General features: G+C 64.3%; 17 protein-coding genes and 1 pseudogene. 7 read left to right on the forward strand and 11 right to left on the reverse strand.

All coding sequences use genetic code 11. The annotated features are described in order from the left end of the window. From ACFRFQ_RS00540 to ACFRFQ_RS00550, 3 genes are all read right to left on the reverse strand, one after another. Entirely contained in the window at positions 1-1,164 is a 1,164-nt protein-coding gene (locus ACFRFQ_RS00540) for a phosphotransferase family protein (RefSeq protein ID WP_378651724.1), read from the reverse strand. 133 nt (positions 1,165-1,297) lie between these two features. Continuing rightward, on the reverse strand, positions 1,298-2,188 hold the full coding sequence (locus ACFRFQ_RS00545; RefSeq protein ID WP_378651726.1) for an ROK family protein: 891 nt from the start codon (positions 2,186-2,188) through the stop codon (positions 1,298-1,300). Position 2,189: 1 nt separating this feature from the next. Further along, positions 2,190-2,960 carry a class I SAM-dependent methyltransferase gene (locus ACFRFQ_RS00550; protein WP_378651729.1) on the reverse strand — a complete coding sequence of 257 codons (771 nt, stop codon included), beginning with the start codon at positions 2,958-2,960 and terminating at the stop codon, positions 2,190-2,192. 189 nt (positions 2,961-3,149) lie between these two features. On the opposite strand from ACFRFQ_RS00550, the gene ACFRFQ_RS00555 reads away from it, so the two are divergent. Beyond that, a complete protein-coding gene (locus ACFRFQ_RS00555; RefSeq protein ID WP_378651732.1) occupies positions 3,150-4,370 on the forward strand; it encodes a glycosyltransferase family 4 protein in 1,221 nt (406 codons plus the stop codon). Here ACFRFQ_RS00555 and ACFRFQ_RS00560 read toward each other — a convergent pair. Continuing rightward, the gene (locus tag ACFRFQ_RS00560; protein ID WP_378651735.1) at positions 4,311-6,044 is read right to left on the reverse strand and encodes a hypothetical protein; all 1,734 of its coding nucleotides are present in this window, start codon (positions 6,042-6,044) and stop codon (positions 4,311-4,313) included. The genes ACFRFQ_RS00555 and ACFRFQ_RS00560 overlap by 60 nt on opposite strands. A 33-nt stretch (positions 6,045-6,077) precedes the next feature. On the opposite strand from ACFRFQ_RS00560, the gene ACFRFQ_RS00565 reads away from it, so the two are divergent. Next, positions 6,078-7,274 carry a lipopolysaccharide biosynthesis protein gene (locus ACFRFQ_RS00565; protein ID WP_378651737.1) on the forward strand — a complete coding sequence of 399 codons (1,197 nt, stop codon included), beginning with the start codon at positions 6,078-6,080 and terminating at the stop codon, positions 7,272-7,274. 114 nt (positions 7,275-7,388) lie between these two features. Here ACFRFQ_RS00565 and ACFRFQ_RS00570 read toward each other — a convergent pair whose 3' ends face one another. Then, the gene (locus tag ACFRFQ_RS00570) at positions 7,389-8,513 is read right to left on the reverse strand and encodes a DUF3068 domain-containing protein (RefSeq protein WP_378651740.1); all 1,125 of its coding nucleotides are present in this window, start codon (positions 8,511-8,513) and stop codon (positions 7,389-7,391) included. 219 nt (positions 8,514-8,732) lie between these two features. Here ACFRFQ_RS00570 and ACFRFQ_RS00575 point away from each other — a divergent pair. After that, positions 8,733-9,779: pseudogene (locus ACFRFQ_RS00575) on the forward strand (acyltransferase family protein); the annotation flags it as partial. Between the two features lie 23 nt (positions 9,780-9,802). On the opposite strand, the gene ACFRFQ_RS00580 reads toward ACFRFQ_RS00575, so the two are convergent. The 4 genes from ACFRFQ_RS00580 to ACFRFQ_RS00595 form a co-directional block, all read right to left on the reverse strand. Then, positions 9,803-14,101 carry an alpha-(1->3)-arabinofuranosyltransferase family protein gene (locus tag ACFRFQ_RS00580; RefSeq protein WP_378651743.1) on the reverse strand — a complete coding sequence of 1,433 codons (4,299 nt, stop codon included), beginning with the start codon at positions 14,099-14,101 and terminating at the stop codon, positions 9,803-9,805. A 46-nt stretch (positions 14,102-14,147) separates the two neighbouring features. Next, a complete protein-coding gene (locus ACFRFQ_RS00585) occupies positions 14,148-14,321 on the reverse strand; it encodes a DUF2613 domain-containing protein (protein ID WP_378651746.1) in 174 nt (57 codons plus the stop codon). A 118-nt stretch (positions 14,322-14,439) separates the two neighbouring features. Beyond that, positions 14,440-15,528, reverse strand: coding sequence for an isochorismate synthase MenF (locus tag ACFRFQ_RS00590; protein WP_378651749.1), 1,089 nt, complete (start codon positions 15,526-15,528; stop codon positions 14,440-14,442). Between the two features lie 34 nt (positions 15,529-15,562). Beyond that, a complete protein-coding gene (locus tag ACFRFQ_RS00595) occupies positions 15,563-16,030 on the reverse strand; it encodes a universal stress protein (protein ID WP_138873401.1) in 468 nt (155 codons plus the stop codon). Positions 16,031-16,132: 102 nt separating this feature from the next. Between ACFRFQ_RS00595 and ACFRFQ_RS00600 the strand changes: the two genes are divergently transcribed. Together ACFRFQ_RS00600 and ACFRFQ_RS00605 are read left to right on the forward strand one after the other, a co-directional pair. Then, positions 16,133-17,314 carry a glycoside hydrolase family 3 N-terminal domain-containing protein gene (locus ACFRFQ_RS00600; RefSeq protein WP_378651752.1) on the forward strand — a complete coding sequence of 394 codons (1,182 nt, stop codon included), beginning with the start codon at positions 16,133-16,135 and terminating at the stop codon, positions 17,312-17,314. 72 nt (positions 17,315-17,386) lie between these two features. Next, the gene (locus ACFRFQ_RS00605) at positions 17,387-17,986 is read left to right on the forward strand and encodes a TetR/AcrR family transcriptional regulator (RefSeq protein ID WP_138870205.1); all 600 of its coding nucleotides are present in this window, start codon (positions 17,387-17,389) and stop codon (positions 17,984-17,986) included. 141 nt (positions 17,987-18,127) lie between these two features. Here the strand turns inward: ACFRFQ_RS00605 and ACFRFQ_RS00610 are convergent, their stop codons facing one another. Both ACFRFQ_RS00610 and ACFRFQ_RS00615 read right to left on the reverse strand, forming a co-directional pair. After that, positions 18,128-18,991: a MaoC/PaaZ C-terminal domain-containing protein gene (locus ACFRFQ_RS00610; protein WP_378653472.1), complete on the reverse strand. Its 864-nt coding sequence runs from the start codon at positions 18,989-18,991 to the stop codon at positions 18,128-18,130. Further along, entirely contained in the window at positions 18,991-20,337 is a 1,347-nt protein-coding gene (locus ACFRFQ_RS00615) for a 3-oxoacyl-ACP reductase (protein ID WP_378651755.1), read from the reverse strand. The genes ACFRFQ_RS00610 and ACFRFQ_RS00615 overlap by 1 nt, the downstream gene beginning before the upstream one ends. 131 nt (positions 20,338-20,468) lie before the next feature. Here ACFRFQ_RS00615 and ACFRFQ_RS00620 point away from each other — a divergent pair, with 131 nt between their 5' ends. Further along, entirely contained in the window at positions 20,469-21,812 is a 1,344-nt protein-coding gene (locus tag ACFRFQ_RS00620; RefSeq protein WP_378651758.1) for an acetyl-CoA C-acetyltransferase, read from the forward strand. 301 nt (positions 21,813-22,113) lie between these two features. After that, on the forward strand, positions 22,114-24,174 hold the full coding sequence (locus ACFRFQ_RS00625; RefSeq protein WP_378651761.1) for a VanW family protein: 2,061 nt from the start codon (positions 22,114-22,116) through the stop codon (positions 24,172-24,174). The last annotated feature ends 6 nt before the right edge of the window (positions 24,175-24,180 follow it).

Below are 24,180 nucleotides of genomic sequence, written 5' to 3' on the forward strand. Positions count from 1 at the left end.
TCACTTCACCCTCTCCCAGTAGGTGCCGTCGAGCATCGCAGCGAGCGATGCGCGGTGCATGATCATGTCGTCGGGGTCGGCGGGTTGCTCGGCTTGCCCGAAAGCTATGGCGCGAGCCTGAATTCGCCACATGATTACCGCCTGGCGCAGCGCTGCGTAGGTGACGTAGAACTCGAGATCGTGTGGCGTGTGACCGGTGATGTCGGCGTAGGTTGCGGCAATGTCCGGCAGTCGCAGGAAGTCAGGCAGCCCGGGCAGGTTGGCCAACCCGGCGATGTCCTCGAAGAACCGGTGCAGGAACGCCATCCAACCCAGGTCCATCTCACGGGGGCCGAGAGTTGCCATTTCCCAGTCAAGTACGGCGACCGGGGTGAAGTCCTGGTACATGACGTTGCCGATGCGTGAGTCGCCCCAACAGAGCACGGCCGGCGAATCGTCGGCGGGATTGTGTGCTTCGACCCAGTCGAGAGCGCGTTCGATGAGCGGCGATCTGACGCCGTCTTTCACGACCCATTCGTAGTATCCGCGCTGCTCGGCGATGTGCGCCGAGAATGCCTCTCGTGCAGTGGTTCCCGAATTCGGGAGTCGGAGGAAGTCGAAACGCTCACAAGGCTTGTCGATGGCGTGCAATTGAGCCAGGACGTCGACCGAGTTCTGCTGCAGGGTCTTTCGCTGCGCCGCGGACGCCTCGGTGACCCACGATCCGAAGTTGTACGGCATGACGTCTGGCGGCACGTCACCGGAGATTCGTTCCATGACGAAGAACGGTGCACCCAGCGCGTCGGCGTCGGACTCCGACCAGTACACCGCAGGGACAGGCACGGCAGAGTGCTCGCGCACCTGCGCCATGGTGCGGAACTGGGATTCGAGGTCGTAGGTCGGAAACACCGGCATGGTGGTCTCAGCCGGGGCGACACGGGCGACCAGCGGATGATGATCGCCGTCCCAGGTTGCGTCGAAGAGGATGGTTTCGCTCGACATGCCGTTGGCTGCGGGCAGGGTGACGTCGGCGACGGTCACGGTGGATCCGGCCGGCACCTTCCCGGCCATCCAGCGTTCCAAGCGTTCACGGAGGTCTTCGGTATCGCGGAGGGAATCACTTGGTCGGGCGACCTGGGCGTGATGCTCGGCTTCGGTCGAGGAAACATCTGGGCTCACGGTCACCTCCTTCCCGCTTGTGTCACGCGCACTGCCCGTAACGGTGTGAGTCAGAACACTAAAACACGTTACAGAAATTGGGAACAGGTGGCACCCGTTTAGTGGGACTCCCTGCGGATTTCTCAGGGAAGAACGCGTGTCAGATGGCAGCGACGAGCGACAGGAGCCCTGCGCCGGTCAGCGTTCCGTGCTCGCCCAACTCGGCCGGGACGATTCTCAGGTCCTCGATGAACGACAAACGGGCATGTCGGGCAGCCGATTCTCGGAGTGGTATCCACAAGGGCTCGCCGGATTGGGCAAAACCACCGCCCACCACCGCAAGATTCACATCCAGCAGTGCCGCAGCCGATGCGATGGCAACTCCCAGCGCAGTTCCGGCGCGATGCAGCGCAGCACGGGCGCGCGCGTCGCCGCGGCGGGAGTCGTCGGCAAGTTCGAGGCCGGTGGTGCCGGTCCACCCCTGAATGCGAGCCCAACGAACCGCTGCCGGACCGCTCGCAACCGTCTCGAGGCAGCCGACGCCACCGCACGAGCAGAGTTCGTCGGTTCCGGGAACAACAAGATGCCCGATGTGGCCGGCATTTCCCGTGCGACCCGGCGCGATGTGACCGCCCAGAACAACTCCGCCGCCGACGCCGGTGGAGACGACCAGGCTCAACAGGTCTGGGGTTCCGCGCCCGGCGCCGTGGTGATGTTCGGCCAGTGCGGCGGCCGCTCCGTCCATGGCCAGCGCGATTCGAGTACCAGGAAAGAGGGCACCTACAGCGTCGACCAGTGCGAATCCGGACGCCCACTCGTTGATATTGATGGGGGCGACAACCCCGCTGACGGTATCGACCGGCCCGGCGCAGGCGATTCCGACGCCGTCAACCGCGCGTCCGTCGGCGATGCTCTGCAGTAGCGACGCGCACGCTGCCCAGGCGCCCGTTTCCGGTGTGGGAACCGTGCGGAATTCGGGAACCCGGCCGTCCTCGGAAGCCACGCCGGCAGCCATCTTGGTGCCGCCGACGTCGAGGGCGAGGCGAATCATGTCAACGCTTCTCGAGAACCACGACGAGGTTGCTCACGAGGAATTCGCGAAGGCCGGGAACGCGAACCATCCACCACGCCCAGGACGGGTGATACCGGGGGATCGCGGCGAGCAGGGTGCCTTGGTCTGTTCCACGGGCCCAGCGCAAGCCGTCGGTGGCACCCACCTTGAACAGGGACTCCCCGTATTTGTTCTTCGGTTCGCGGCCGGTTGTGCGGCGATACCGTTTGGCTGCGTATTCACCGCCGAACGCGTGCCACGGCCCGGTCTCGTGCCCGCCGAACGGACCCCACCACAGGGTGTACGAGAGGACCATCAGTCCGCCGGGTTTGGTGACGCGCAGCATTTCCTCCGCCATGAGCCACGGTTCGCTGACATGTTCGGCCACGTTCGAGGAGAAGCAGATATCGACCGACGAGTCCCGGAACGGCAAAGCCAGCCCGGATCCGCGCACCGCGCCGCCGACGGTCAAGCCTGCGGCGTGCATCTCCGACGGATCGGGTTCGACCGGGATGTAGCGGGCACCGGCAGCTTGGAACACTTCTGCGAAGTAGCCGGGTCCGCCGCCGACATCGAGGACGGTGAGGCCGTCGAGCGTGTGGCCGGTGTGACCTTCATGCAGGTCGGAGATCAATTCGACGGAATCGCGAGCGAGTGCGCCGTAGAAGATATCTGGTGCGGTCTGCTCGTGACGGAAGTCGCTGAGCAAGCTGACGGATCGTTTGAGGGTCGCCCGTCGGCCGAAAATGCGGGTCACTGCGGGCTTGGTCACGAGAATCAACTTTAGCGACCGCGAGTCCGGGTCCACGAACACCGTCAATTTCACCGTGAGGAGCGCGGCAATACGGGCGCGGAAACAGTTAGGGTGTTCCGCAGGGTTACCGACCGGTCAGGGTGGGCATCCCCCGCAGGACCACTCGCATCCGCGCGGGTCACCGACGAACTCTAGGGAGTAACGCACGTGCACGAGGTTCTGTTGCTCTGTTGGCGCGACACCGGGCATCCGCAGGGCGGCGGAAGTGAGCGGTACCTCGAGCAGGTCGGAACCCAGTTGGCGGCGCGCGGAATCAAGGTGACCTTGCGGACGGCGTCGTACCCGGGTGCTCCCGCGACAGAGACCCGCGACGGCATCACCATCAGCCGGTCCGGTGGGCGTTTCAGCGTGTACCCGCGGGCCCTGGCCGCCATCGCGGCCGGCCGGTTCGGATTCGGCTCGCTCAAAGGCATTCGCCCCGACGCTGTCGTCGACACACAAAACGGGATTCCCTTTTTCTCGAAGATGGTGGCCGGTGCGCCGGTGACGCTGCTCGTGCATCATTGCCACCGCGAACAGTGGCCGGTCGCAGGCACACTCGTCGGGCGGATCGGATGGTGGGTGGAATCGCGTCTGTCGCCGAAGCGTCACAGCGATAACCAGTACTTGACGGTCTCACTGCCCTCAGCTGAAGAGTTGGTGGATCTGGGCGTTGATCGTGATCGAATTGCCGTGGTGCGCAACGGCGCAGACCGCGTTCCGATGGGCGTCGACGCGGGTGGTTCGATCACTCGGGCGAGCCGGCCCACCATGTCGGTGCTCTCACGGTTGGTGCCGCACAAGCAGATCGAAGACGCACTCGAAGCAGTTGCGACCCTTCGCCCGACAGAACCCGAACTTCACCTCGACGTCATCGGTGGTGGTTGGTGGGAGCAGAACTTGCGTGATCGCGCTGCCGAACTCGGAATCGGTGACGCGGTGACATTTCACGGGCACGTCGACGAGTCCCGCAAACACGAACTGTTGGCGCAGTCCTGGATTCACCTCATGCCTTCACGCAAGGAAGGGTGGGGTCTCGCCGTCATCGAGGCTGCGCAACACGGGGTTCCGACTGTCGGTTACCGCAGTTCCAAAGGGTTGACGGATTCCATCGTCGACGGCGTGACGGGTCTGCTGGTTGGCGGCGAAAGTGTCGGCGACGGCGACGTCGCGGAATTGACCCAGGCCGCCGGCACCTTGCTGCGCGATCATGAACTGCGCACAGTGCTCGGTGAGAAAGCCCGAGTATGGTCGAGCGAATTCTCCTGGGAGCAAACGGGAGCCGGTGTTTTCGAGGTGCTGTCGGCGACGACGGTAGGGCGTCGCGTGTCAGGGCTTGTCGCGTCGCGCGAGTCGAATCCTGTTCTGGTTCAGTCCGAGCGCGAGTAGGGCCACAATTCCCGTCGCTACCCAGGCGATGTGGGCGATCGTGACGATGGTTCGCGACGATGTCGAAGCCTGGTGCGTCGCACTGTTTCCAGGTACCCGGTACAGCTCGAGGTAGTCGTCCCCGAACACTCTCTCCAGGTTGTGCAGCGCCGCCTCGTCGGATCGGCCAGGGGTGTCGAGTTCTACCAGCACCCAGCGCACGCCCAGAGCAGCGAGTTCGGTGCTGCTTGCGCCCGTGAGCAGGAGTTCCTCGACCTGGGCGGCGCGTGTTCCCTCGCCGCCGACTGAGCCGCCGGCCACGATCAGTTCGCCGGTCTGCAGTACGTCGAGCGGGAGAAATCGGGGCGCCGGATCGAGGACCGGAGCATCCCCGGTGTAGGAGAAGGCTCGGAACATTCCGGCGGGAAGCACTGCCACATCACCGGTTTCGCCTCGCAATTGCTCGGCGACGGTGGTCCAGGACTGTGGGTATTGCACCGGCTTCAGGGCGCCGCCGACGCCCCAGGCGAGGTCGGGCAGAGCCATCATCGTGACGACAACGGCGGCGATCGACCAGGTCGGTCTCGCAAGAGTGAAGCGGTTCTGAGCCCACATCACGCCCGCTGCCGCGGACAGCGCGTAGAACGGTGCGGCCAACGCCACCCATTTCTGGGAATCGCGGAGCAGGCCTGCGCCGGAGAAGTATTCGACCGACCAGCGACCGGCGCTCAGACCCCATGATGTCGCGCCGAGCGCCGGCGCGAGTACCGCGACAAGGGCCAGTACCGCCAGAGCGGTAATCACAGGATTGCGACGTCGTCGCCACAGCGCCGCGATGCCGCTGAGCACCACGGTCAGGAGCAGCAGCGTCCCTAGCACCGCGAAGAGTGTTGTGCGGGAGTTCGGGACGGCAGCCGAGTTCCAGACGCCACCCAACCCGGCGAGGCTGCCGAGCGTTCCGAGTCCGGGTTCGGCTCGGGCGGCGAAGGCTGCCACGCCGGCCGGATCGGAACCGTCGGCGGCGCCGCTCGACAGAAGTGTTGCCGCGAGCCACGGCGACGCAGTGATCAGAAAGAGTGCGAAGACACCGCTGACGCGTCGTAGAACTGACGTTCGCCCACCAGGGGAGGCTACGACCACCAACGCGGTTGTCACTCCCAGGAGGGCGCCGGTAGGTGTCAGGCCCGCGAATGGCAGAGTTGCGGCCATGCCCCACCAGGCGCCGGGCTGAGCGCGTCGTACACCGATACCCGCGATCACGATCCACGGCAACGCGGCGTAGCCGGCCAGCAGGCTCCAATGTCCTTGCAGCAGACGCTCGGCCACGTACGGGTTCCACAACATGACCGTCGCCGCCACCAAGTGCGGCCCGAGACCGGCCGTCGGCAGCATGGCCGCGACCAGGCGGGCAGCGCCCCAACCTGCCAGCCACAGTGCGGCGAGAAGCAGTGCCTTCACCACCAACCCGCCGTCGACGACAGTGCTCAATGCCGCGATCAGCGCATCCTGCGGGACGGCTCGGGCGGCGGCGTCGGTGAGCCCGAGAGCGGAGTCGGTGAGGTACGACCGAGGAGTGCTGACCGCGTCGCGCAGCAGTAGATAGCCGGGTCCGAGCAGTGGCCCGAGGATCAACAATGACAACGCCAGGCTGTACATCGCGGCCACGAGGCTGTGGTGTTTCGGCCGCACTGTCATGACGGGCACGATACGTGGTGCATCATTGGTCGCATGGCCCGCCAACCTCTTGATCGTTCCGCTGCGGCCGGGGTCAGCATGGTGTTGGCCGGTTCGATGACGGCAAATGTTGCGTCGTACCTGCTGGCCTGGTTGGCAAGTCGATGGCTGGGTCCGGCGGGGTACGGAGAATTCGCGAGTCTTCTCGCCGCGCAGTTGGTACTGGCCGTGCCGGCGTTGGCGCTGCAGACGGTGGTTGCCCGAGAGGCTGTGCGCGGCAAGAGCGCTGACACATTGCGATCACTCGGGTACAGATGTGCGGCAATCGTGGCTGTTCTGGCGGTGGCGCTGGCCCCGGCGCTGGCGTGGCTGCTCGATACCGGATTGGTGGCGGCGTTCTCCGCTTTGGTGACGGCTCCGATGCTGGTGCTGCTGGCTACGGAACAGGGATTGTTGCAGGGGCACGGCCGGTTTGGCGTGCTCAGTGCGGTGCTGGCAGGTGCCGGTGTGATGAAAGTTCTTCCCGCAGTGGCAGTTCTGGCACTGGGCGGAGCTGCGGCCGCAGCGCTGGTAGCGAGCGCGGCTGGCACTGCGGTGCTGGTGGCGGTTGTCCGGATACTGGACCGAAATGCCCCGGTGAGCGAGAACGCGACGTTGCGGATCGGCGTTGTGTCCGTGCTCGCGGCTTCCCAGGTTCAGCTCGCCCTGATCGCGTTGTCGTCACTCGACCTGTTGATCGTGCGCGTGGTTCTGAGCGAATACGACGCGGGTGTGTACGCACTGGGCGCTGTCGCAACCAAAGCCGCGTTCTGGTTGCCGCAAGCCGTTGGTGTCGTCCTGTACCCGAAGATGGCAAATCCGGCGCAGTCGGCGCAGGCGGTTCGCACAGCGTTGGCCGTGTTGGTGGGAATCGGAGCCGTCTTGGTTCTGGGCGCGGCCCTCGCCGGTCCGTTGGTACCGATCCTGGTGGGCGACGCCTACGCTGCCGTCGCGCCGATGCTGTGGGCCTTCGCGCTTCACGGTGCCGTTCTTGCCGTGCTGCAGTGCGCTCTGCTTTCTGCAATCGCGTCGGAACGCACGAGAGTCGCCGTGCTCGCGTGGATCGGATTGGCCGTCGAAGCCGTCGTGATGCTCCTGTGGGCAACGACGCCGGGTCAGTTGATCGGGACTGCGGTTGTGGTCGCGTCGGTGACAGCTGCAGCCGTGTCTGTTGCTGCTGTTCGCAGTGCGGACCGGGCGACCACGAGCTAGCACCGCCGGTACGAAGCGAGCACCCCTTCCGACTAGCGGGAAGGGGTGCTCGCTTCATACAACCTGTGCCAGGTTCAGCTTCACGGAACGTGTGCCAGGTTCACTGGCGACGTGTTATTCCTTGCGCAGATCCGGACGCGGGATCACCTGGGTGTCGTCGTTGGTCCAGTCGTGCTCGCCGGGAGCGGGGGAACCGGCTCCGCTCGGGCTCTGGCCACCGCCGGCGTGTGCCGGTGCCGGGGTTCCGCCCTTGCCGCCGCGCACGCCGAGGAAGATGCCGGCGATCAGAGCGATGACGCCGAGGACGCCGGCAACGATGGGAACGGTGCGGCCGACGAGGTTGAGCGTGTCGATACCGTCCTGCGCCTGCTGAATCTGGTACTCGATGGTCTCTTCGTCGAACGGAAGCGTGACGTTGAGGACGTCGACGTCGACGGAGTTCTTGTTGCGGCCGTAGTACTGGTGCAGCTGCTCCTGGCCCTTGATGACAACACCGGTCTTGGGCTCGACCCACAGGTCACGGACGTTGGTGTACCAACGCGTCATCGTGATCGGAGTAGCGCCACCGGGAACGCCCCAGGTGTCAGCGGGCAGGCTCAGCTTGTTGGTGGGGGAGTTGACGACCTTGGACAGGTCGACGGGCTCGATGGTCTGGTTGAAGTGGTAGACCTTCATGCCGTTGATCTCGGTCTCTTCGACGAAGTTGATGTCGTACGTCGCGCGGGCGTTGAGATCGAAGTAGGGGTACGTCTGCTGCTCCGTGTTGAACGGGAACTTGTACTGCAGACCGTCGCGGGAAACTTCGTCTGCCGGCTGATCAGCTGACGTCTGGATCGTTCCGACCGGATCGTTGGTCGGCATCGAGCTGACGCGGTCCAGGGTGACGGTGTCCACGGTTGCCGTCAGCAGGCCACTCTCGCCCTGCTTGTCGGTGCGGATGACGGTCTGGCCGGCTTGGACGGTGATGTCGTCGGCGTCGGACGGTTCCTGCGTCGTGACGTAGCGCTGAGCGACGATCGGGACGTTCTTGTCGACCTGAGCCTTGCCGGCGAGGAGCGCGGCGGAGTTGAGGACGCTGCCGTTGCCCGTGGCGATGGTCGTGACCTCGAGGTCGAGCGGCGTCTTCTCCAGCTTGCCGACCATGTAGGTGGGAATGAGTACAGCGATGGCCAAGAGGAAGGCGCCGAGACCTACCAGAATGCAAGGAAGTATCCGGCTCGACCCTGAGCGTTCCGCCATGCTGGGACTCCTACCCGTTAGTAGTTTAGACGTGGTGCAACCTGCACAATATGAGCTGCGCAGGCCGTATGGGGTCACAGTAGAACCCATGTGTGGCAGAACACTAACAGTCCAGCGGCCCGGTTTGTCGCTTGAGGTGGTGAATTGGCCTGGCATTTTTTTACAGGGCGTCCGGATGGTTTAGGGCGAACGCACTCCGGTGCACACTTATCCGTGATGATGAGTCCCGTGAATTCTTCTTCTGCCGTCCCGCCGCAGGCCCGTGGCTTTGTTCCGGCCTTGGACGGTATGCGAGGTTTGGCGGCGCTCGGGGTTCTCGTGACACACGTCGCCTTCCAGACGGGTGAAGCTCAGTCGGGCGCGATCGGCCGGGCTTTCGGACGGCTCGACCTTGCTGTCGCAGTGTTCTTTGCTCTGTCCGGGTTTCTGTTGTGGCGCCCCCATGCGGCCGCTGCCCGCGGAATCGGTCGGCCACAGGCCACCGTGCGGTACTGGATATCCCGAGCGACGCGCATTCTCCCCGCGTACTGGGTGGCAGTGACGCTTATTCTCCTTTTCCTGCCAGGTGCCGGCGGCGGTTATCAGGTGTGGCTCGCGAACCTCGGGCTGGTACAGGTCTTTGTTCCGCTCACCCTCACCGAGGGGCTCACACAGATGTGGAGCCTGTCGGTGGAGGTGATGTTCTATCTGTTGCTGCCGTTGTTCGCAGTTCTCCTGGTACGTCTGCGCGGGAGCAGTGCCCGGTTCCGGATCCCACTGTTGACCGCCGTCTCGGTGCTGGCTCTCAGTTGGGCGTTCCTCCCGGTTCCTGCGCCCGATTTCATCCATCACGACAATTGGCTGCCGGGGTACCTTCCGTGGTTCGGGGTCGGCATGGTGTTGGCGGAACTCGCCGTCGGAGCTTCGACGTGGGTACATCGGCTGGCGCACCGACGGCTTCTGTTGACCGGCGTGGCGTTGGTGGCGTTTGTACTGTCGTGCACCGACCTCGCCGGACCGGAAGGGTTGGTACGGCCGGAACCCTGGCAGTTCGCCGTCAAGATCGTGCTCGGTGCGATCATCAGCTTTTCGCTGATCGCACCGTTGGTTCTGCGGGACGAGGCCCAGCACCGATTCCTGGCAAGTCCGTTTGCCTTGGCGATCGGTCGCTGGTCGTACGGAATCTTCATCTGGCATCTGGCAGTGCTCAACGCGGTGTTCCCGGTATTCGGCATCGCGCCGTTCTCGGGCAGCTTCTTCTCCGTACTTGCCCTGACTGTTGTTCTGAGTGTGGCTGTGGCGTCGGCGAGCTACGCCTTGGTGGAGGAACCTGCGCGTTTGGCAATCAAGCGCTGGGAGAACCGTCGCCACATCGGTGAACCGGCAACGGGCAGCGCCGCCAATCCGGTGACCACCAACGCCAGCAGCATCACGAACTGAATCAGGAACGAATCTCCGACGTATCCGCCGGGCGCTCGCCACGGTCCGGTGGACAGAAGCGTGATTCCGGCTATCGCTGCCACACCGGCGGTACCGACCAGAATGCGCGCCGTGCGATCCGGGCCGACTGCGCGAACCAGGGCCAGCGCGGTGAGTGAGCACACCGCGAAGATTCCGGTTCCCACGAGTCCGCCGATGACGGTGGCGGCGACAGCCACACCCAGCCACCCCGCTACGACGCTGTGCCACGGGCGCGGCGGTGCGGTCGGCTTCGGTACCCGCCGCACCGGAATCAGGGCAGCGAGGAACAGTGGGATCAGCAGCACCAGACCGCCGAAGATCCCCAACCGGTACCAGCGGTCGCTGGGGAAGTCGAGGGTGATCGTTCCGGACGTGCCGGCGGGCACGATCCAGCCCTGCTGCCAACCGTTCACCACCACCGGGGTCAGCTCGGAACCATCGGGCGCGGTGGCGATCCAGCCGATGCTGGTGCTTTCGGGATTCACGATCAACTGATCGGCCGTCGACGCGGCGACGGCAAGTTCACGATGATTTTCTGTCCACGCGGTCGAGGGGAGAGCGCTCTGATCCTGCGGCGGGAGCGGATCGGAAGGGACAACTGTGAGATCGAGATTGTCCACGGAGAACGCTGCTCCCGGCTCGACCACGACGTCCGGTCGACCAGCGTGCAACAGTGCCGTTCCGGTCGGGCCGCAGACGCTCACCGGGATGGGAGCGCCGGTGCGGAGCTCATGCGCCGTGGTGTCGATCGACGTCGGGAACTGTTGCCCGGCAATGGTGATCGTGGGTCCGATGCCGCAGGGGACGGTGATCTGACGGTTGTCCAGGGTGCTGTCGGTCTGCACCCCGGAATCGGCGACGGGTGTGCCGTCCGCACCGATCACGCCGACTTCCGCCAGTCCGGTGGGCTGAACCTGCGCGAAGCCGAATGCGTTCTGATCGAGGACTGGATCCCAGTCGGTGATGCTCAGGATAATCGTGTCGGTGACGAAGGGGGACAGGGGTACTCGTGTGTCATCTGGATCCAGTTCGCGGACCTGGGGTCCGTTTCCGAGATTCACGGCAACGCTGGTGGGCGGTGACGGTAGTACTCCTACGCTGGGGGTGATGTCGAGTCCTGTTACAAGAGTCGGTTCCGGAAGCGTCAGGGTGAGAGTCGGTTTCGGGCCACCTGGCTCGGTGGTGCTCTGCGGCGCCGACCACGTGGTCCGTGCGTCGCCGTCGGTGGCGGCAAAGGCTGATCCGCGGGTATCGCCGATGTCGCTCGACCCGGACGCCGTGATGCGGCCGGGGACGGTGAGAAGTGAGTCCAGCTCGCTGCCCTGACGGGCCCGGACAGTCAGTTCGGCTGTGACAGAGGTGTTTTCCGGGACGTCGAGAGTGCGCTGGAATCGACTCGGCTCTTCGGGGATGGCCATGAATGCGTTGCTGCAGCGCACTCGATCATCGCTGTCGGCGCAGGAATTCCGGCCCGGAAATTCCTGCGTCAGATTCCAGGACGTCACCGATGCGTCGTTCGGAACGTCGGGCAGTACTGTGTCGAACGTAATGGGTACGAATACCGGCGCGCTGCGGTCGGAGAAGTCCTCCACGGAAAGTTCGCTGATGCCGAACTGTGTTCCAGCCGAACCATTTTCGGTATGGGTTGCCGTCACGCGCACCCACGGTGTGGTGCCGCCGGGAATCGACACCGTGACAGGTTCGCCCGGCCGGTCCACCTTGACGGCCTTGGTTCCGTTGGGGGTGGACACCTCGAGCCATTTGACAGGGGCGCCGATTGCCGCCGCGCTGGTGGTCAGGTGCAGCAACCCGCTCGAGATGGGAGTGTCGAAGTCGATCTGCAACCACTGCCCCAACGCGCGCTCGATGCCGTTGCTGAACCAGCCGGTGCCTGGATCGCCGTCCACCGTCGCCGCCGGGCTACTCGACGGTGACGTTCCACCCAGTTGGGTGGCGTCGGAGGCACTACTGGAGACGGTGATCTCGGCGCCGCTCCAACGACCTTGCACCAGAGGCGTGTCGATGACGGGGTAGTCGGGAACGAGGTTGTATGTGCGTCGTTCGCTGTCCGGTGTTCGCAGAGCGGAACTGTGATTGTCGACCTGACCGAAATCGGTTTCGCGGTCACGCGGTGTGTCGGTGACGGTGAGCGCGTCGACCGGCAATCCGGCCGCAGCGGCGTCGGCGGCAAAGACGATGGGACCGGTGCCGGGAAGTGTTCCGCTTTCATGCAGGCGGAGAACGGCTTCCGGTCCGCCCTGGACCAGCGGAACCTGATCGAGATCCACCGAGTACGGGCCGCTGACGGTGGTGCTTCCGTCCGGCGGTGTGACCTCGAAGATCTCGATGGGGGAGTAGTCGGGTCGCAGGTCGCTGTCGGCAACAAGTCCGTCGATGGGCTTGGGGTTGATGTTCTCACCGAACTCGGCGACCTTCGTGATGCCGGGGGAACCGTCGACGGCTTGATGAACGAGGAGTGGGCGGGCTGAGCGTGAGGTGTCGCCGTCGAGGTCGTTGCGCATCACGAGGTAGTGGATGCCCTGCCCGAGCAGAGTCTGCGCGAGACCGTCGGAGGGGCGACCGTCGGCGATCAGACGCTGCACCGAATCGAGGGCGCGGATGGCGCCGGGCGGCGTCAGGGGGACGGAGTCGCGCACGGCCCACGGGGTAGTGGCCAGGGCTTGCAGCGGTTCGTCGCGGGTCAGTCCCCATACCTGGCTGCCGAACGGTGCGCCAGGGACCACGAGGGCGCGCTCGGCTTCGGAGCCTGGTGCGGTGTTGTCCTCGAGCCACTGCGCGGCTTCGGTCCAGTACGACGGCACCTCGGGGTACGCGCCACGCGGCGCGAGCTTGCCGGTCCACGCCAACGCCGTCGACAGGGTGAGGGCAACCAGGATCAGGGAAGTCAGCGCCACCATCGGTTCACGTTCGGGATGAGCGAAGGCGCGTCGCCACCGCGGCATCGGAACCGAACCGGGCAAGGGAACTTTTGCGAGGAGGTGGGCGAGGCCGAGAACCAGCGGCAGACGCACGAGCGGTTCGAGTTTGTGGACGTTGCGCAGCGGTGCGCCCGCAGAGTCCAGGAACAGGCGCACTTGATCGGAGATCGGAGAACTGAGTTCGCCGACGTATCCGGCAGCCAAGCCGGTGATGCCGACAAACAGGATGAGCGTCAAGCGTCCTCGGGCGGGCATCGACCGCATGCAGAGTCCGGCAAGTCCGGCGGCGGCAACCAGTCCGGTGGCGACAACTGCTGCCGGTTGGGTCACGAGGACAGCGCCGGCGATGCGTTCGGGTGAGACGAACGGCGTCCAACTGTCCGTGCCGCGCAGGATCTCCGCGAGTGAGGCCCACTGCGTCGTGACGCCGGCCGATTCGATGTAGTCGAGGAACGGTGGGCTGACCTTGCCGAGCAGAAGGAGGGGGACGATCCACCACAGTGTGCCCAGGGCAACGAACAGGGCCCACCATGCGGTGAACGTCAGCCAGGCGCGGTTCGGTTTGTGCGAGAGCCACCAGATGACGGCGACGAGGCAGGCTGCTGCGGTGGCAATGGCATTGATCGAACCCATCAGGGCAACAGCGAGGCCGGATTGGGCGGCCAATTTCCACTGCGCGCGTGGGTGGTCGTCCGGATTACCGGATGGGTGTACAGGGCGGAAAGCGACGATGACCGGCAACAACACCCATGGCGCCAGCATCATCGGCAAGGTTTCCGAGGAAATCGATCCGAGTGTTGTCAGAACACGTGGGGACAGTGCAAACGCAACTGCGGCAATGACGCGAGAACTGCGACTACCGACGCCCAACGCCTCGGCGACGCGGACGATGCCCCAGAACCCGGCAATCAGCAGCAGCGCCCACCAGATGCGCTGCGTGATCCACGGCGGAACGTGGGCGAGCTCGCCCAACGCAAAAAACGGCCCGTGCGGGAAAAAGTAACCGTAGGCCTGATTTTGCACCTGGCCCAACGGGGCCTGACTACTCCACTGATGCGATGCGCGTTCGAGAAAGCCGAACGGATTCTGCGTCAGGTCGTACTTGGTGTCGGCGGTGATCAGCCCAGGTGACTGGAAAAAGGTGAGAAGAAACGCTACGACGGAAGCGCCGAACAGCCACCGCTTCGACAGAGGCTCTGCCGAAGGCACGGTGGTGCCTTCGGCGGAAGAACGGGAACTCGCGAGGCCTGCGCTCTCAGCGGCTGCCGTACTCAACCTGGTTCAGGACGGAAGAAGGGGCATTTCCGCTGCGGTCGATATCGGGACGAGTGTTGTCCGCGGCTACTGCCGTGGCGCCGAAGATTGCAGCAGCGCCCAGAACGAGGCCGACGACAGCGCTGGCCACACCGGGGACAAGGAACTTCGTCATCGTGGATCTCCCAATAGGTCGTGTCGGTCGGCCGGGACTTACCGGTCCGTACGAACTGTTCGCGTCAAGGTATCACTCGCCGCCGAGAATTCGGACGATTGGCCCCGCAGTGGACTGATTAGATTGTGTCCGGGACGCCCAACGCTGTGAGCAATGTCCGTAATTTGGTGGTTGTCTCGTCCAATTCGTCCTGGGGGTCCGAATCCGCGACGATTCCGCCCCCGGCGCTTGCCCAGGCAGTTCGACCGTCAGCGCTGATCTCCGCGCATCGGATCGCGACCACCCAGTCGCCGTCGCCGGCGTTGTTGCACCACCCGACCGCGCCGCCGTAGAAGCGCCTCGGTTCCTCGGTGTCCCTGATGACGTCCAATGCCGTGTCAGTGGGTGTTCCACACAGGGCGGGTGTCGGGTGCAGCGCGATTGCCAACTCGAGCGCCGAGGTGCGCTCGCGCAGAATGCCGCGAATCGGGCTGGCCAGGTGCCAGACCTCATGGGTACTGGTCAATTCCGGGGCCGACGGTATCGACAACTCACTGCACAACGGGCCGAGGATGTCCCGAATCCAATCGGTGACAAAGGCGTGCTCGGCAAGATTCTTCGTCGAACTCAGGAGGCTGTCGCCGGCAACCCGATCCGCTTCGGTGTCGGCGGTCCGACGCGCGGACCCCGCCAGCGGACGGCACGTGACGACATTCCCGCGTCGGCTCACCAACACCTCGGGCGTCGCGCCGACAAGAGAGTGGCCGACAAAATCGGCTCCGGCAGCACTGAGATCGACGGCAAACGTATTTGCAGCGGGATTGAGTGCAGCCATCCGAGCCGCGAGTGCCGTTGGTGAGATGGGAGATTCGGCCAGCAATTCGACGGTCCGCGCCGAGACCACCTTGCCGAGGTCGCCGTCACGCAGATGAGTGAGAAGTTTCTCCACCCGTCGAAGGTGATCTGCGGGCGATGGAATTTCGCGCACCGCACGTGTGCCCGGCAAATCCACGGACGTGCCCGGACGCCACGTACTGCCGGTGACAGTTGCCTCGGCCGGTTCGTACAGCGCCGTCGCTCCCGACGGGTCGAAAGGAAGCGCGCCGACGATCAGCGGCGCCGAACCCTCCGACAATGCATGCGTCGCCGCGCCCGCGTCGTCGAAACTGCGTCGTACGCCGCGGGTGAGCACGCTGTGATCAGGCCGAGAGAGAACAAAACCGTCCATGGTGACTAGAACACTAGTCGCCGGGGGCGGGTGTTCACTTGCCAGGAGGGACGATCAACACCGGCCGATGACTGTGACGCAGAACATGATCCGCCACGCTGCTCTGCAACAACGAGCGCAAACCGGTAGTGCCGCGAGTGCCGGTGACGATGATGTCGACGTCCAATTCGTCGGCAGTCTCCACGATGGCGGACCAGATTGCCGACCGGCATTCGGCACTGCGGCCTTCGACGGTCAAACCGGCCGCCTCGGCCAATGCGACGCCTTCCGCGAGAGTTGACTTGGCATCGCTGTACGCGATGTCCTCGACATCGTCGTCGGGAACCCACTCGGGTTGCATGACGCCGGAGAGCCCGGACATCCGCGCGGCTTGGCGAACCATCGGTTCCCAGGCGGTGACAAGAATTGCGCGATTGGCGGACAGGAAACGTCCTGCGTACTCGACAGCACGTCGGGCGTTCTCGGAACCGTCGTACGCGATGAGCATCAGTCCTTGTGGCATCACGACCTCCTCGTCAGCGGGGAATCGGTTCACGTCCAGGTTACCTTCCTGCAGTGCCGGTGAGGGGAGTGTATGGGTACGGAGTCCGATACCGTCGTAAGAATGCGGATCAAGTTTGTGAAAACGGCAACCACTCTTGCCCTGTGCGGCGGATTGGTAGCGGGATGCTCGGGCGACGGCGGGGACGTGGCAGCGCCATCGACGTCTGCTGCGGCGAGTGTCACGACCGACATCGCGACAACATCGGAGACTTCCGCCGCCGTTTCCGCACCTGCCGTCTGCGGCAGCGACCTCCTGGCGTCGTTGTCCACGAGGGCGAAGCTCGCCCAACTCCTCAACGTGGGCGTGACCGGTACCGACGACGCGATGGCGATCGTTGCGAGCGAGCAGATCGGCGGCATCTTCGTCGGCAGCTGGACCGATCAGTCGATGCTGACCAATCGTGAAGTGCCGCAGGTGGCTTCGACGTCGAAGATTCCGTTGATGGTGACAATCGACGAGGAAGGTGGCCGGGTGTCCCGAGTCGAGGACATACTCGGGCCAGATCCGTCGGCGCGTGAGACTGCCGAGACGATGACAGTGGAACAGACGTACCAGATGGCGCTCGAGCGTGGCCGGGGTCTGAAGGAACTCGGGATCACGGTCAATTACGCACCGGACGTCGATGTCAGCTCGCAGCCTGACAATTCGGTAATCGGTGACCGCTCGTACTCGGACGATCCCGAAACGGTGATCGCCTATGCCAGTGCGTACGCCCAGGGAATGCGCGACGCCGGAATCTTCCCGGTGATCAAACATTTTCCCGGCCACGGCAGCGCGTCGGGCGATTCGCATACCGGTGCGGTGACGACGCCTCCCCTGGAAGATCTGATGAAATCGGATCTTGTCCCGTTCCGGGCGTTGGTGAACACCGGCGTCGGCGTCATGATCGGCCACCTCGAGGTGCCGGGTCTGACAGAACCGGGTGTGCCGGCAAGTATCAGTCCGGCTGCGGTGTCGCTGCTTCGCGACGGAGTGGGTTACGGCGCAGCGCCGTTCACCGGGCCGATCTTCACCGACGACCTCAGCGGTATGCAGGCGATTACCGACCGTTACGATATTGCCGACGCGGTGCAGGCCGCATTGGTGGCAGGCGTGGACCAGGCTTTGTGGCTCACAACCGATGACGTGCCGCGGGTGCTCGATCAACTCGAAGGTGCCGTCGCGTCGGGTGCTTTGCCGCAGTCCCGCGTGGATCAGGCTGTAGTGACGGTCGCACAGGCGAAGGGTGCTGTTACCTGCTGAGACGGTAGTGCGATTCGACGCCGGATCTTACCGTAGAGTAAGATAGATATTTACCCTGTGGTTGGAGGATACATGGCCGGTGGCACGAAGAGACTGCCACGCGCGGTACGCGAGCAGCAGATGCTCGACGCGGCCGTGGACGTGTTCTCCGACAGGGGATTTCACGAAACCTCAATGGATGCCATTGCGGCAAAGGCAGAGATTTCCAAGCCGATGCTGTACCTGTACTACGGCTCCAAGGAAGAGCTGTTTGCCGCGTGCATCCATCGTGAAGGTCTGCGTTTTGTCGAAGCCCTGGCTCCGGCCGGTGCACCGGATCTGACGCCGCGTGAGCAATTGCGTGCCGCGCTCGAAGGTTTCCTCGGATTTGTGGGCGCCAACCGCAAGTCGTGGATGGTCCTCTACCGTCAGGCCGTCGGGCAGCAGGCTTTTGCGGGCACTGTGCAGACCAGTCGCGACCGATTGATCGAACTGACAGCGCACCTCCTCGAGTCCAGCACCAAGGATCCGGATGCGTCCCACGACTTCGGGATCATCGCCATCGCCCTGGTCGGTGCGGGTGAGGCGGTGGCCGACCGCGTTGCCGGCGGAGAAATCGAAGTGGACGAGGCGGCTGATCTCCTCGAGTCCTTGGCGTGGCGCGGCTTGTCGGGCAAGAAGAAGTCCGAATAGTCCCCACATGGTCCCCACATAGTCCCCACCCCCATCGCGTGAACGTATCGCTCCCCTCGTTCAACAGGGGCAGCGATACGTTCACGCTGTCGGAGTGGGCAGGAATGTCGCCAGTCCAGTCCAGTCCGGATCAGTCCAGGTTCAGCGCAGCGTCGCCGTGACGTGCGGGTAGCCCTTCTTCGGGTGCAGTAGCGACAGATCCCAGCCGTTGTCGACGCGATCGGCGTAGGCGTTCAGGGTTGCCGGCAGGAGAATCGGCTTACCGAATCGCACACTGTACGTGACCTTGTCGGCCACATCGCCTTCGACGGTCCGCAACAGTGCGGCGGCGCTCCACATTCCGTGAGCGATGGTCTTCGGGAATCCGAAAGCCTTGGCGCCCAGAGAGGAGACGTGGATGGGGTTGCGGTCCCCGGAGATGGATGCGTACTTGCTGATCGTGGTCTGATCGACGCGAATGGTGGTCATCGGCATCGGCGGAACCTCGTCGGCCTTCGGTTCCGGTCGGGCTTCGCCGGACAGTGAGGTCTTCTGCTGGTTGAGGAACGACGACGTCTGACGCCACACCAGTTCCCGTCCCACCCGAATTTCGGTGATGACGTCGATCAGCAGGCCCTTGCGATGCTCGCGCAGGTTCTCGGCGTGTACCGAGAGATCGAGTGGTTCGCTCACGGAGATGGGGCGCAGTGATTCGATGACGTTCTCGGCGTGTACGGAACCGACTGCGGGGAAGGGGAATTCCTTCGACACCATCAGTTTCATCACCGTCGGGAATGCCAACGTGAATGGGTAGGTGATCGGCAGTGAATCACCGAATCGCAGGCCCGTGACGCGGCAGTAGGCGGCCAGGTTGTCGGTGTCTACCTTCAGCCCGGTGAGGGTGTAGACGACCGAGGGCACCGAGCGTGCGTCCGATTTGTTCCACGGCAACAACCCCAGTACCGCGCGGGAGTAGATGTCGAGGGTCTTGGGCTGCTCGGTGAGGGCGACGGTCTTGGTTGCCATCATGCGCCCAGGAGGCTCTGGCCGCACACGCGAACAACCTGCCCCGTAACGGCATTGGACGCCGGGCTGGCGAAGTAGGCGACTGTCTCGGCGACGTCGACGGTTTCGCCGCCCTGCAGCAGGGAGCTCATGCGGCGGCCGGCTTCGCGGGTAGCGAAGGGGATGGCTGCGGTCATTGCGGTTTCGATGAAGCCGGGTGCCACGGCGTTGATGGTGATGTTCTTCTTTGCCAGGACCGGAGCTTCGGCGTGGACGAGGCCGATGACGCCGGCCTTGGAGGTGCCGTAGTTGGTCTGGCCGCGGTTGCCTGCGATGCCGGCGATGGAGGACACGTCGACGACGCGGCCGCCTTCCTTGAGGGCGCCCTTCGCGACGAGGTGCTCGGTGATCCTCTGCGGTGCAAGAAGATTGACGCCGATGACCATGTTCCAGCGGCCTTCGTCCATGTTGGCGAGGGTTTTGTCGCGGGTGATTCCGGCGTTGTGGACGATGATGTCGGCGCCGCCGTGACGCTCGAGCAGATGTGCCGCGAGGACCTCGGCTGCGTCGTCTGCCGTGACGTCGAGTGCGAGGGAGGTTCCGCCGACCTTGTTGGCGGTGGCCGAAAGTGCTTCTCCGGCAGCGGGAATGTCAGCGCAGACTACGTGTGCGCCGTCGCGGGCGAGGACCTCGGCGATGGTGGCGCCGATGCCGCGGGCTGCGCCGGTGACTACCGCAACCTTGCCGTCGAGCGGCTTGTCCCAGTTGGCCGGTGCGACGGAATCTTCATTTCCGACGACGATGACCTGGCCGTCGACAAATGCGGACTTGGCCGAAAGTAGAAAGCGCAGAGTCGATTCGACGCCCGAAAGGCCGGCGGATGCCTTGGGGGAGACGTAGACGAGCTGTGCGGTGGAGCCGCGCTTGATCTCCTTGCCGACACTGCGGGTGAAGCCTTCGAGGGCGCGCTGCGCGACGTGCTCGTCGACGCTCGACGTCTCTTCCGGCGTCGTGCCCAGTACGACGACGCGAGCGCAGGATGCGAGGTTGCGGATCACGGGCTGGAAGAACTCGAACAGCTGCTCGAGTTCGGTGACCTGGGTGATTCCGGTGGCGTCGAATACCAGCGCGCCGAAGCTGGAGTCGTGGGCCTGCGCGGCGGGGTAGTCGGACAGTAGGACGCGCAGTGGCTCTACGAGTCGGCCTTTACCGCCGATGAGGACCGGTCCGGCCAACGGCGGTTCCCCGGCTTTGTAGCGGCGCAGGTTCTCGGGCCTGGGCAGGCCGGCCTTCGACGCGATGAATGCGCCGGGGGCGGACGAGAGGAACTGTGAATAGAGGTCGGGAGCTCCCTTGCTGGCTGCCACGGTCCTACCTTCTGTTGTGTTTCGGGTTGTCTCTCACCGGGCAATCGAAAAGAATGCGGCGATAGACAAGTAACTTACTACTGAGTAAGAATAGTCTTCAACAGGTAATCGCACCATCCTTGGAGACGCAAGTGACCAGCAAAGCCCGTTCGAATGCCCGATCCGCAGCCAACGCCACTTCTTCCGCAAAGCCTGCAGGTCAGCGCCGCCGCGTCGCGATCGTCGGAGGCAACCGTATCCCCTTCGCCCGTTCGGACAAGGCGTACGCGCAGGCGTCCAATCAGGACATGTTCACAGCCACGCTCGACGGATTGGTGAGCCGTTTCAATCTGCAGGGCGAGCAACTCGGCCTGGTGGTCGGCGGCGCGGTGCTCAAGCACAGCCGTGATTTCAATCTCATCCGTGAGTCGGTTCTCGGGAGTGCGCTGAGCCCGTACACCCCGGCATACGACCTTCAGCAGGCGTGCGGCACCGGCCTTCAGTCGATCGTCGCAGTCGGCGACGCCATCTCGGCCGGGCGGATCGACTCCGGCATCGGCGGTGGCACCGACACCACGTCCGACGCTCCGATCGGTGTCAACGATCAGGCACGCGAGTTCCTGCTCTCTCTCAACCGCGCGAAGTCGACGGGCGATCGCATCAAGCTGCTCGGCAACGTGCGCGCCGGCATGCTCGGTCTCGAGATCCCGCGCAACGGCGAGCCGCGCACCGGTAAGTCGATGGGTGACCACGCTGCCATCACCGCCAAGGAATTCGGCGTCAAGCGCGAGGACCAGGACGAACTGGCCGCCGCCAGCCACAAGAACATGGCAGCGGCATACGACCGCGGATTCTTCGACGACCTCGTCACTCCATTTCTGGGCCTGACCCGCGACGACAACCTCCGTCCCGGTTCGACCGTCGAGAAGCTGTCGACGCTCAAGCCCGTTTTCGGCACCAAGCTCGGCGACGCCACCATGACGGCCGGAAACTCCACGCCGCTCACCGACGGCGCGTCAGCTGTCCTCCTCTCGACCGACGAGTGGGCAGCCGAGCGCAACCTTCCCGTCCTCGCGCACCTCGTCGACTCGGAGACCGCAGCCGTCGATTACGTCCACGGCAGGGACGGCCTGCTGATGGCTCCGACGTACGCGATCCCGCGCCTGTTGGCTCGCAACGGACTCACCTTGCAGGACTTCGACTACTACGAAATCCACGAGGCATTTGCTTCTGTCGTTCTCGCGACGCTGCAGGCTTTCGAGTCCGACGAGTACTGCAAGGAACGTCTGGGACTGGACGGCGCACTGGGCTCGATCGATCGCAGCAAACTCAACGTCAACGGTTCGTCTTTGGCTGCCGGACACCCGTTTGCTGCTACCGGCGGGCGCATTGTGGCGACTCTCGCAAAAATGCTTGCGGAGAAGGGTTCAGGGCGCGGTCTTATCTCGATCTGTGCAGCAGGCGGACAGGGCGTCACTGCAATCATCGAGCGGTAGTCCCGCAGCTGGCTGTTACTGCGCTCACCTGCGGTAACAGCGGTCTGTGGGTGGTGAAAAGGAGATCCGGTCGCGAGGGGTGACCGGATCTCCTTATCTTTTTCGGACAAATTTCTGTGGGCCTGTAACGCTGACGGGTAGCTACCGATATTCAAGACAGCCCCGTGCTGCTGCCTGACCCCCGACCTGGCAGCAACGCGGGGCTCTTGTATGTCCGGATACCCTGTTGAGTAGTGCTGGGTACGCGCCGCAGCCCCGGTCGATGCAGCAGTCCCGGTCCATGCAGCAAGGAGTTAAGCAAGTGAGTGACGCAGACGGTTCACCCCCGGAGAAGAACAACGGTGTGGACGGCTCCGAAACTCCTGACACCTCGCCGTCGGTTTCGGAAGGATCAGCGCCGGACCAACCAGCTCAGGATCAGCCAGCTCAGGATCAGCCAGCTCAGGACCAACCAGCTCAGGATCAGCCAACTCCAGAGGAACCAACTTTGGACGGCCCGGTTCCGGATGAGTCGGCCAACGAGATCACAACAGTCATTCCTGTGGTGCCGGCCAACTCCGAGATTCCGACTGGCCCGACGGCAGCGGCCGGCGTCGAGGTTCCGGCGGGTGCAGCGGAACCGACCCGACAATTCGAACCGGTTCTTCCGGCGGTAGCGCCCGAGCCGGTGGCCGTTGATCAGCCGTCGGCGTCGAAGAAGTGGGTCAAGCCGGCTCTGATCGTCGGCGGGATTCTTGCGGTGGGAGTTCTTGCCTACGGCGTGGACGTGTTCACGTCGTCCGGAAACACGCCGCGGGGCACCCAGGTTGCCGGCATCGACATCGGTAACCGATCACCGGCCGAGGCGGAAACAGTTCTGCGCGCTGAGTTGGCCCCGAGGCTTGTCGAGCCCGTCACGGTGAGCGCGGATGATGTGGAGTCCGAGATCGTTCCAGCATCGGCCGGTATCGACGTGGACTGGTCGGCGACGCTGGCGGGTGTGAACGAGCAACCGCTCAATCCGATCACGCGGATCACCTCGTTCTTCAGCTCGCGTGAGGTGCCGGTGGTGTCCAGCGTCGATCAGGCGGCATTGGACGCGTCGATGACGGCTGTCGCGGCTACCAGCGATCGCGCGCCGGTCGAAGGTGGTGTTGTCATCTCCGATGGCGAAGCGTCCGGTGTGTCGCCGGTGGTGGGCCGGGCCCTCGATCTTCCCGGTGCGGCAGCAACATTCGTCGACGAGTGGTCCTCGGGCGACGTTGTGGACCTACCGGTGGACGACACCCCGGTGACGGTAACGCAGGCCGGTGTCGATCGTGCGTTGCAGGACGTTGCTCAGCCGGCTGTGTCCGGTGCGGTTGTGGTCAACGGCCGCGACGGTAAGGAAGCGACTGTCGGCGTCGACCAGATCGGCGAGATTCTGACGTTTACTCCCGACGGCTCGGGTGGATTGACGCCGCAGTACAACACTGACGCCGCGGTGAGGATTCTGGCTCCGCAATTGGTGTCGACGGAGGTTCAGCCGAAGGACGCGTCGATCACGCTGGCCGGCGGCGCGCCGACGGTGGTGCCGGGTGTGGTCGGTGACCTGATCAATTGGCCGGAAACCGTGAAGGAACTGCCGGTTCTGCTCGCCAGCACCGGCTCTCGGGCAACTCCGGCTGTCTACGGGCAGGTTCAGCCGGCACTTACCACCGAGGGCGCAGAGGCGCTCGGCATCAAGGAAGTGATCGGCGAGTACACCACCGGAGGCTTCGAGTACGCGTCCGGTGTGAACATCGCCTTGGCAGCGTCGGTGCTCAACGGTGCGATAGTCAAACCGGGAGAAACGTTCTCGTTCAACGAGTTCACCGGGCCGCGCGGCGCGGCCCAGGGTTACGTGGAATCGGGAATCATCAACAACGGTCGACCGGACAAAGCCGTCGGCGGTGGCATCAGCCAGCTGGCGACGACGCTCTACAACGCAACGTACTTCGCCGGGATGGAAGATGTCGCGCACACCGAGCACAGCTATTACATCTCGCGGTACCCGGAAGCCCGTGAGGCTACGATCTTCGACGGTGCGATCGATCTGCAGTTCCGCAATCCGTCGAAGACCGGTGTGATGATTCAAACGATCACGACGTCATCGAATGTGACAGTGAGGATCTGGGGAACGAAGACCGTCGACGTGGAGTCGATCACCGGATCGCGTACGTCTCCTACATCGCCGAACACTGTGGTCCTACCCAAGGGCGACGGGTGTATCGCGTCCAGTGGCGCGCCCGGCTTCACAACGAGTGATACCCGTGTGATCACCGACCACGCCACCGGCGCCGAGGTTTCCTCGAATACTCGCACCGTGAAGTACGATCCGGTTCCGATCGTGAAGTGCGAGTAGGAAACT

The sequence above is a fragment of the Rhodococcus sp. NPDC056743 genome (assembly GCF_042790355.1).
In the GTDB taxonomy this organism is placed as follows: domain Bacteria; phylum Actinomycetota; class Actinomycetes; order Mycobacteriales; family Mycobacteriaceae; genus Rhodococcus_F.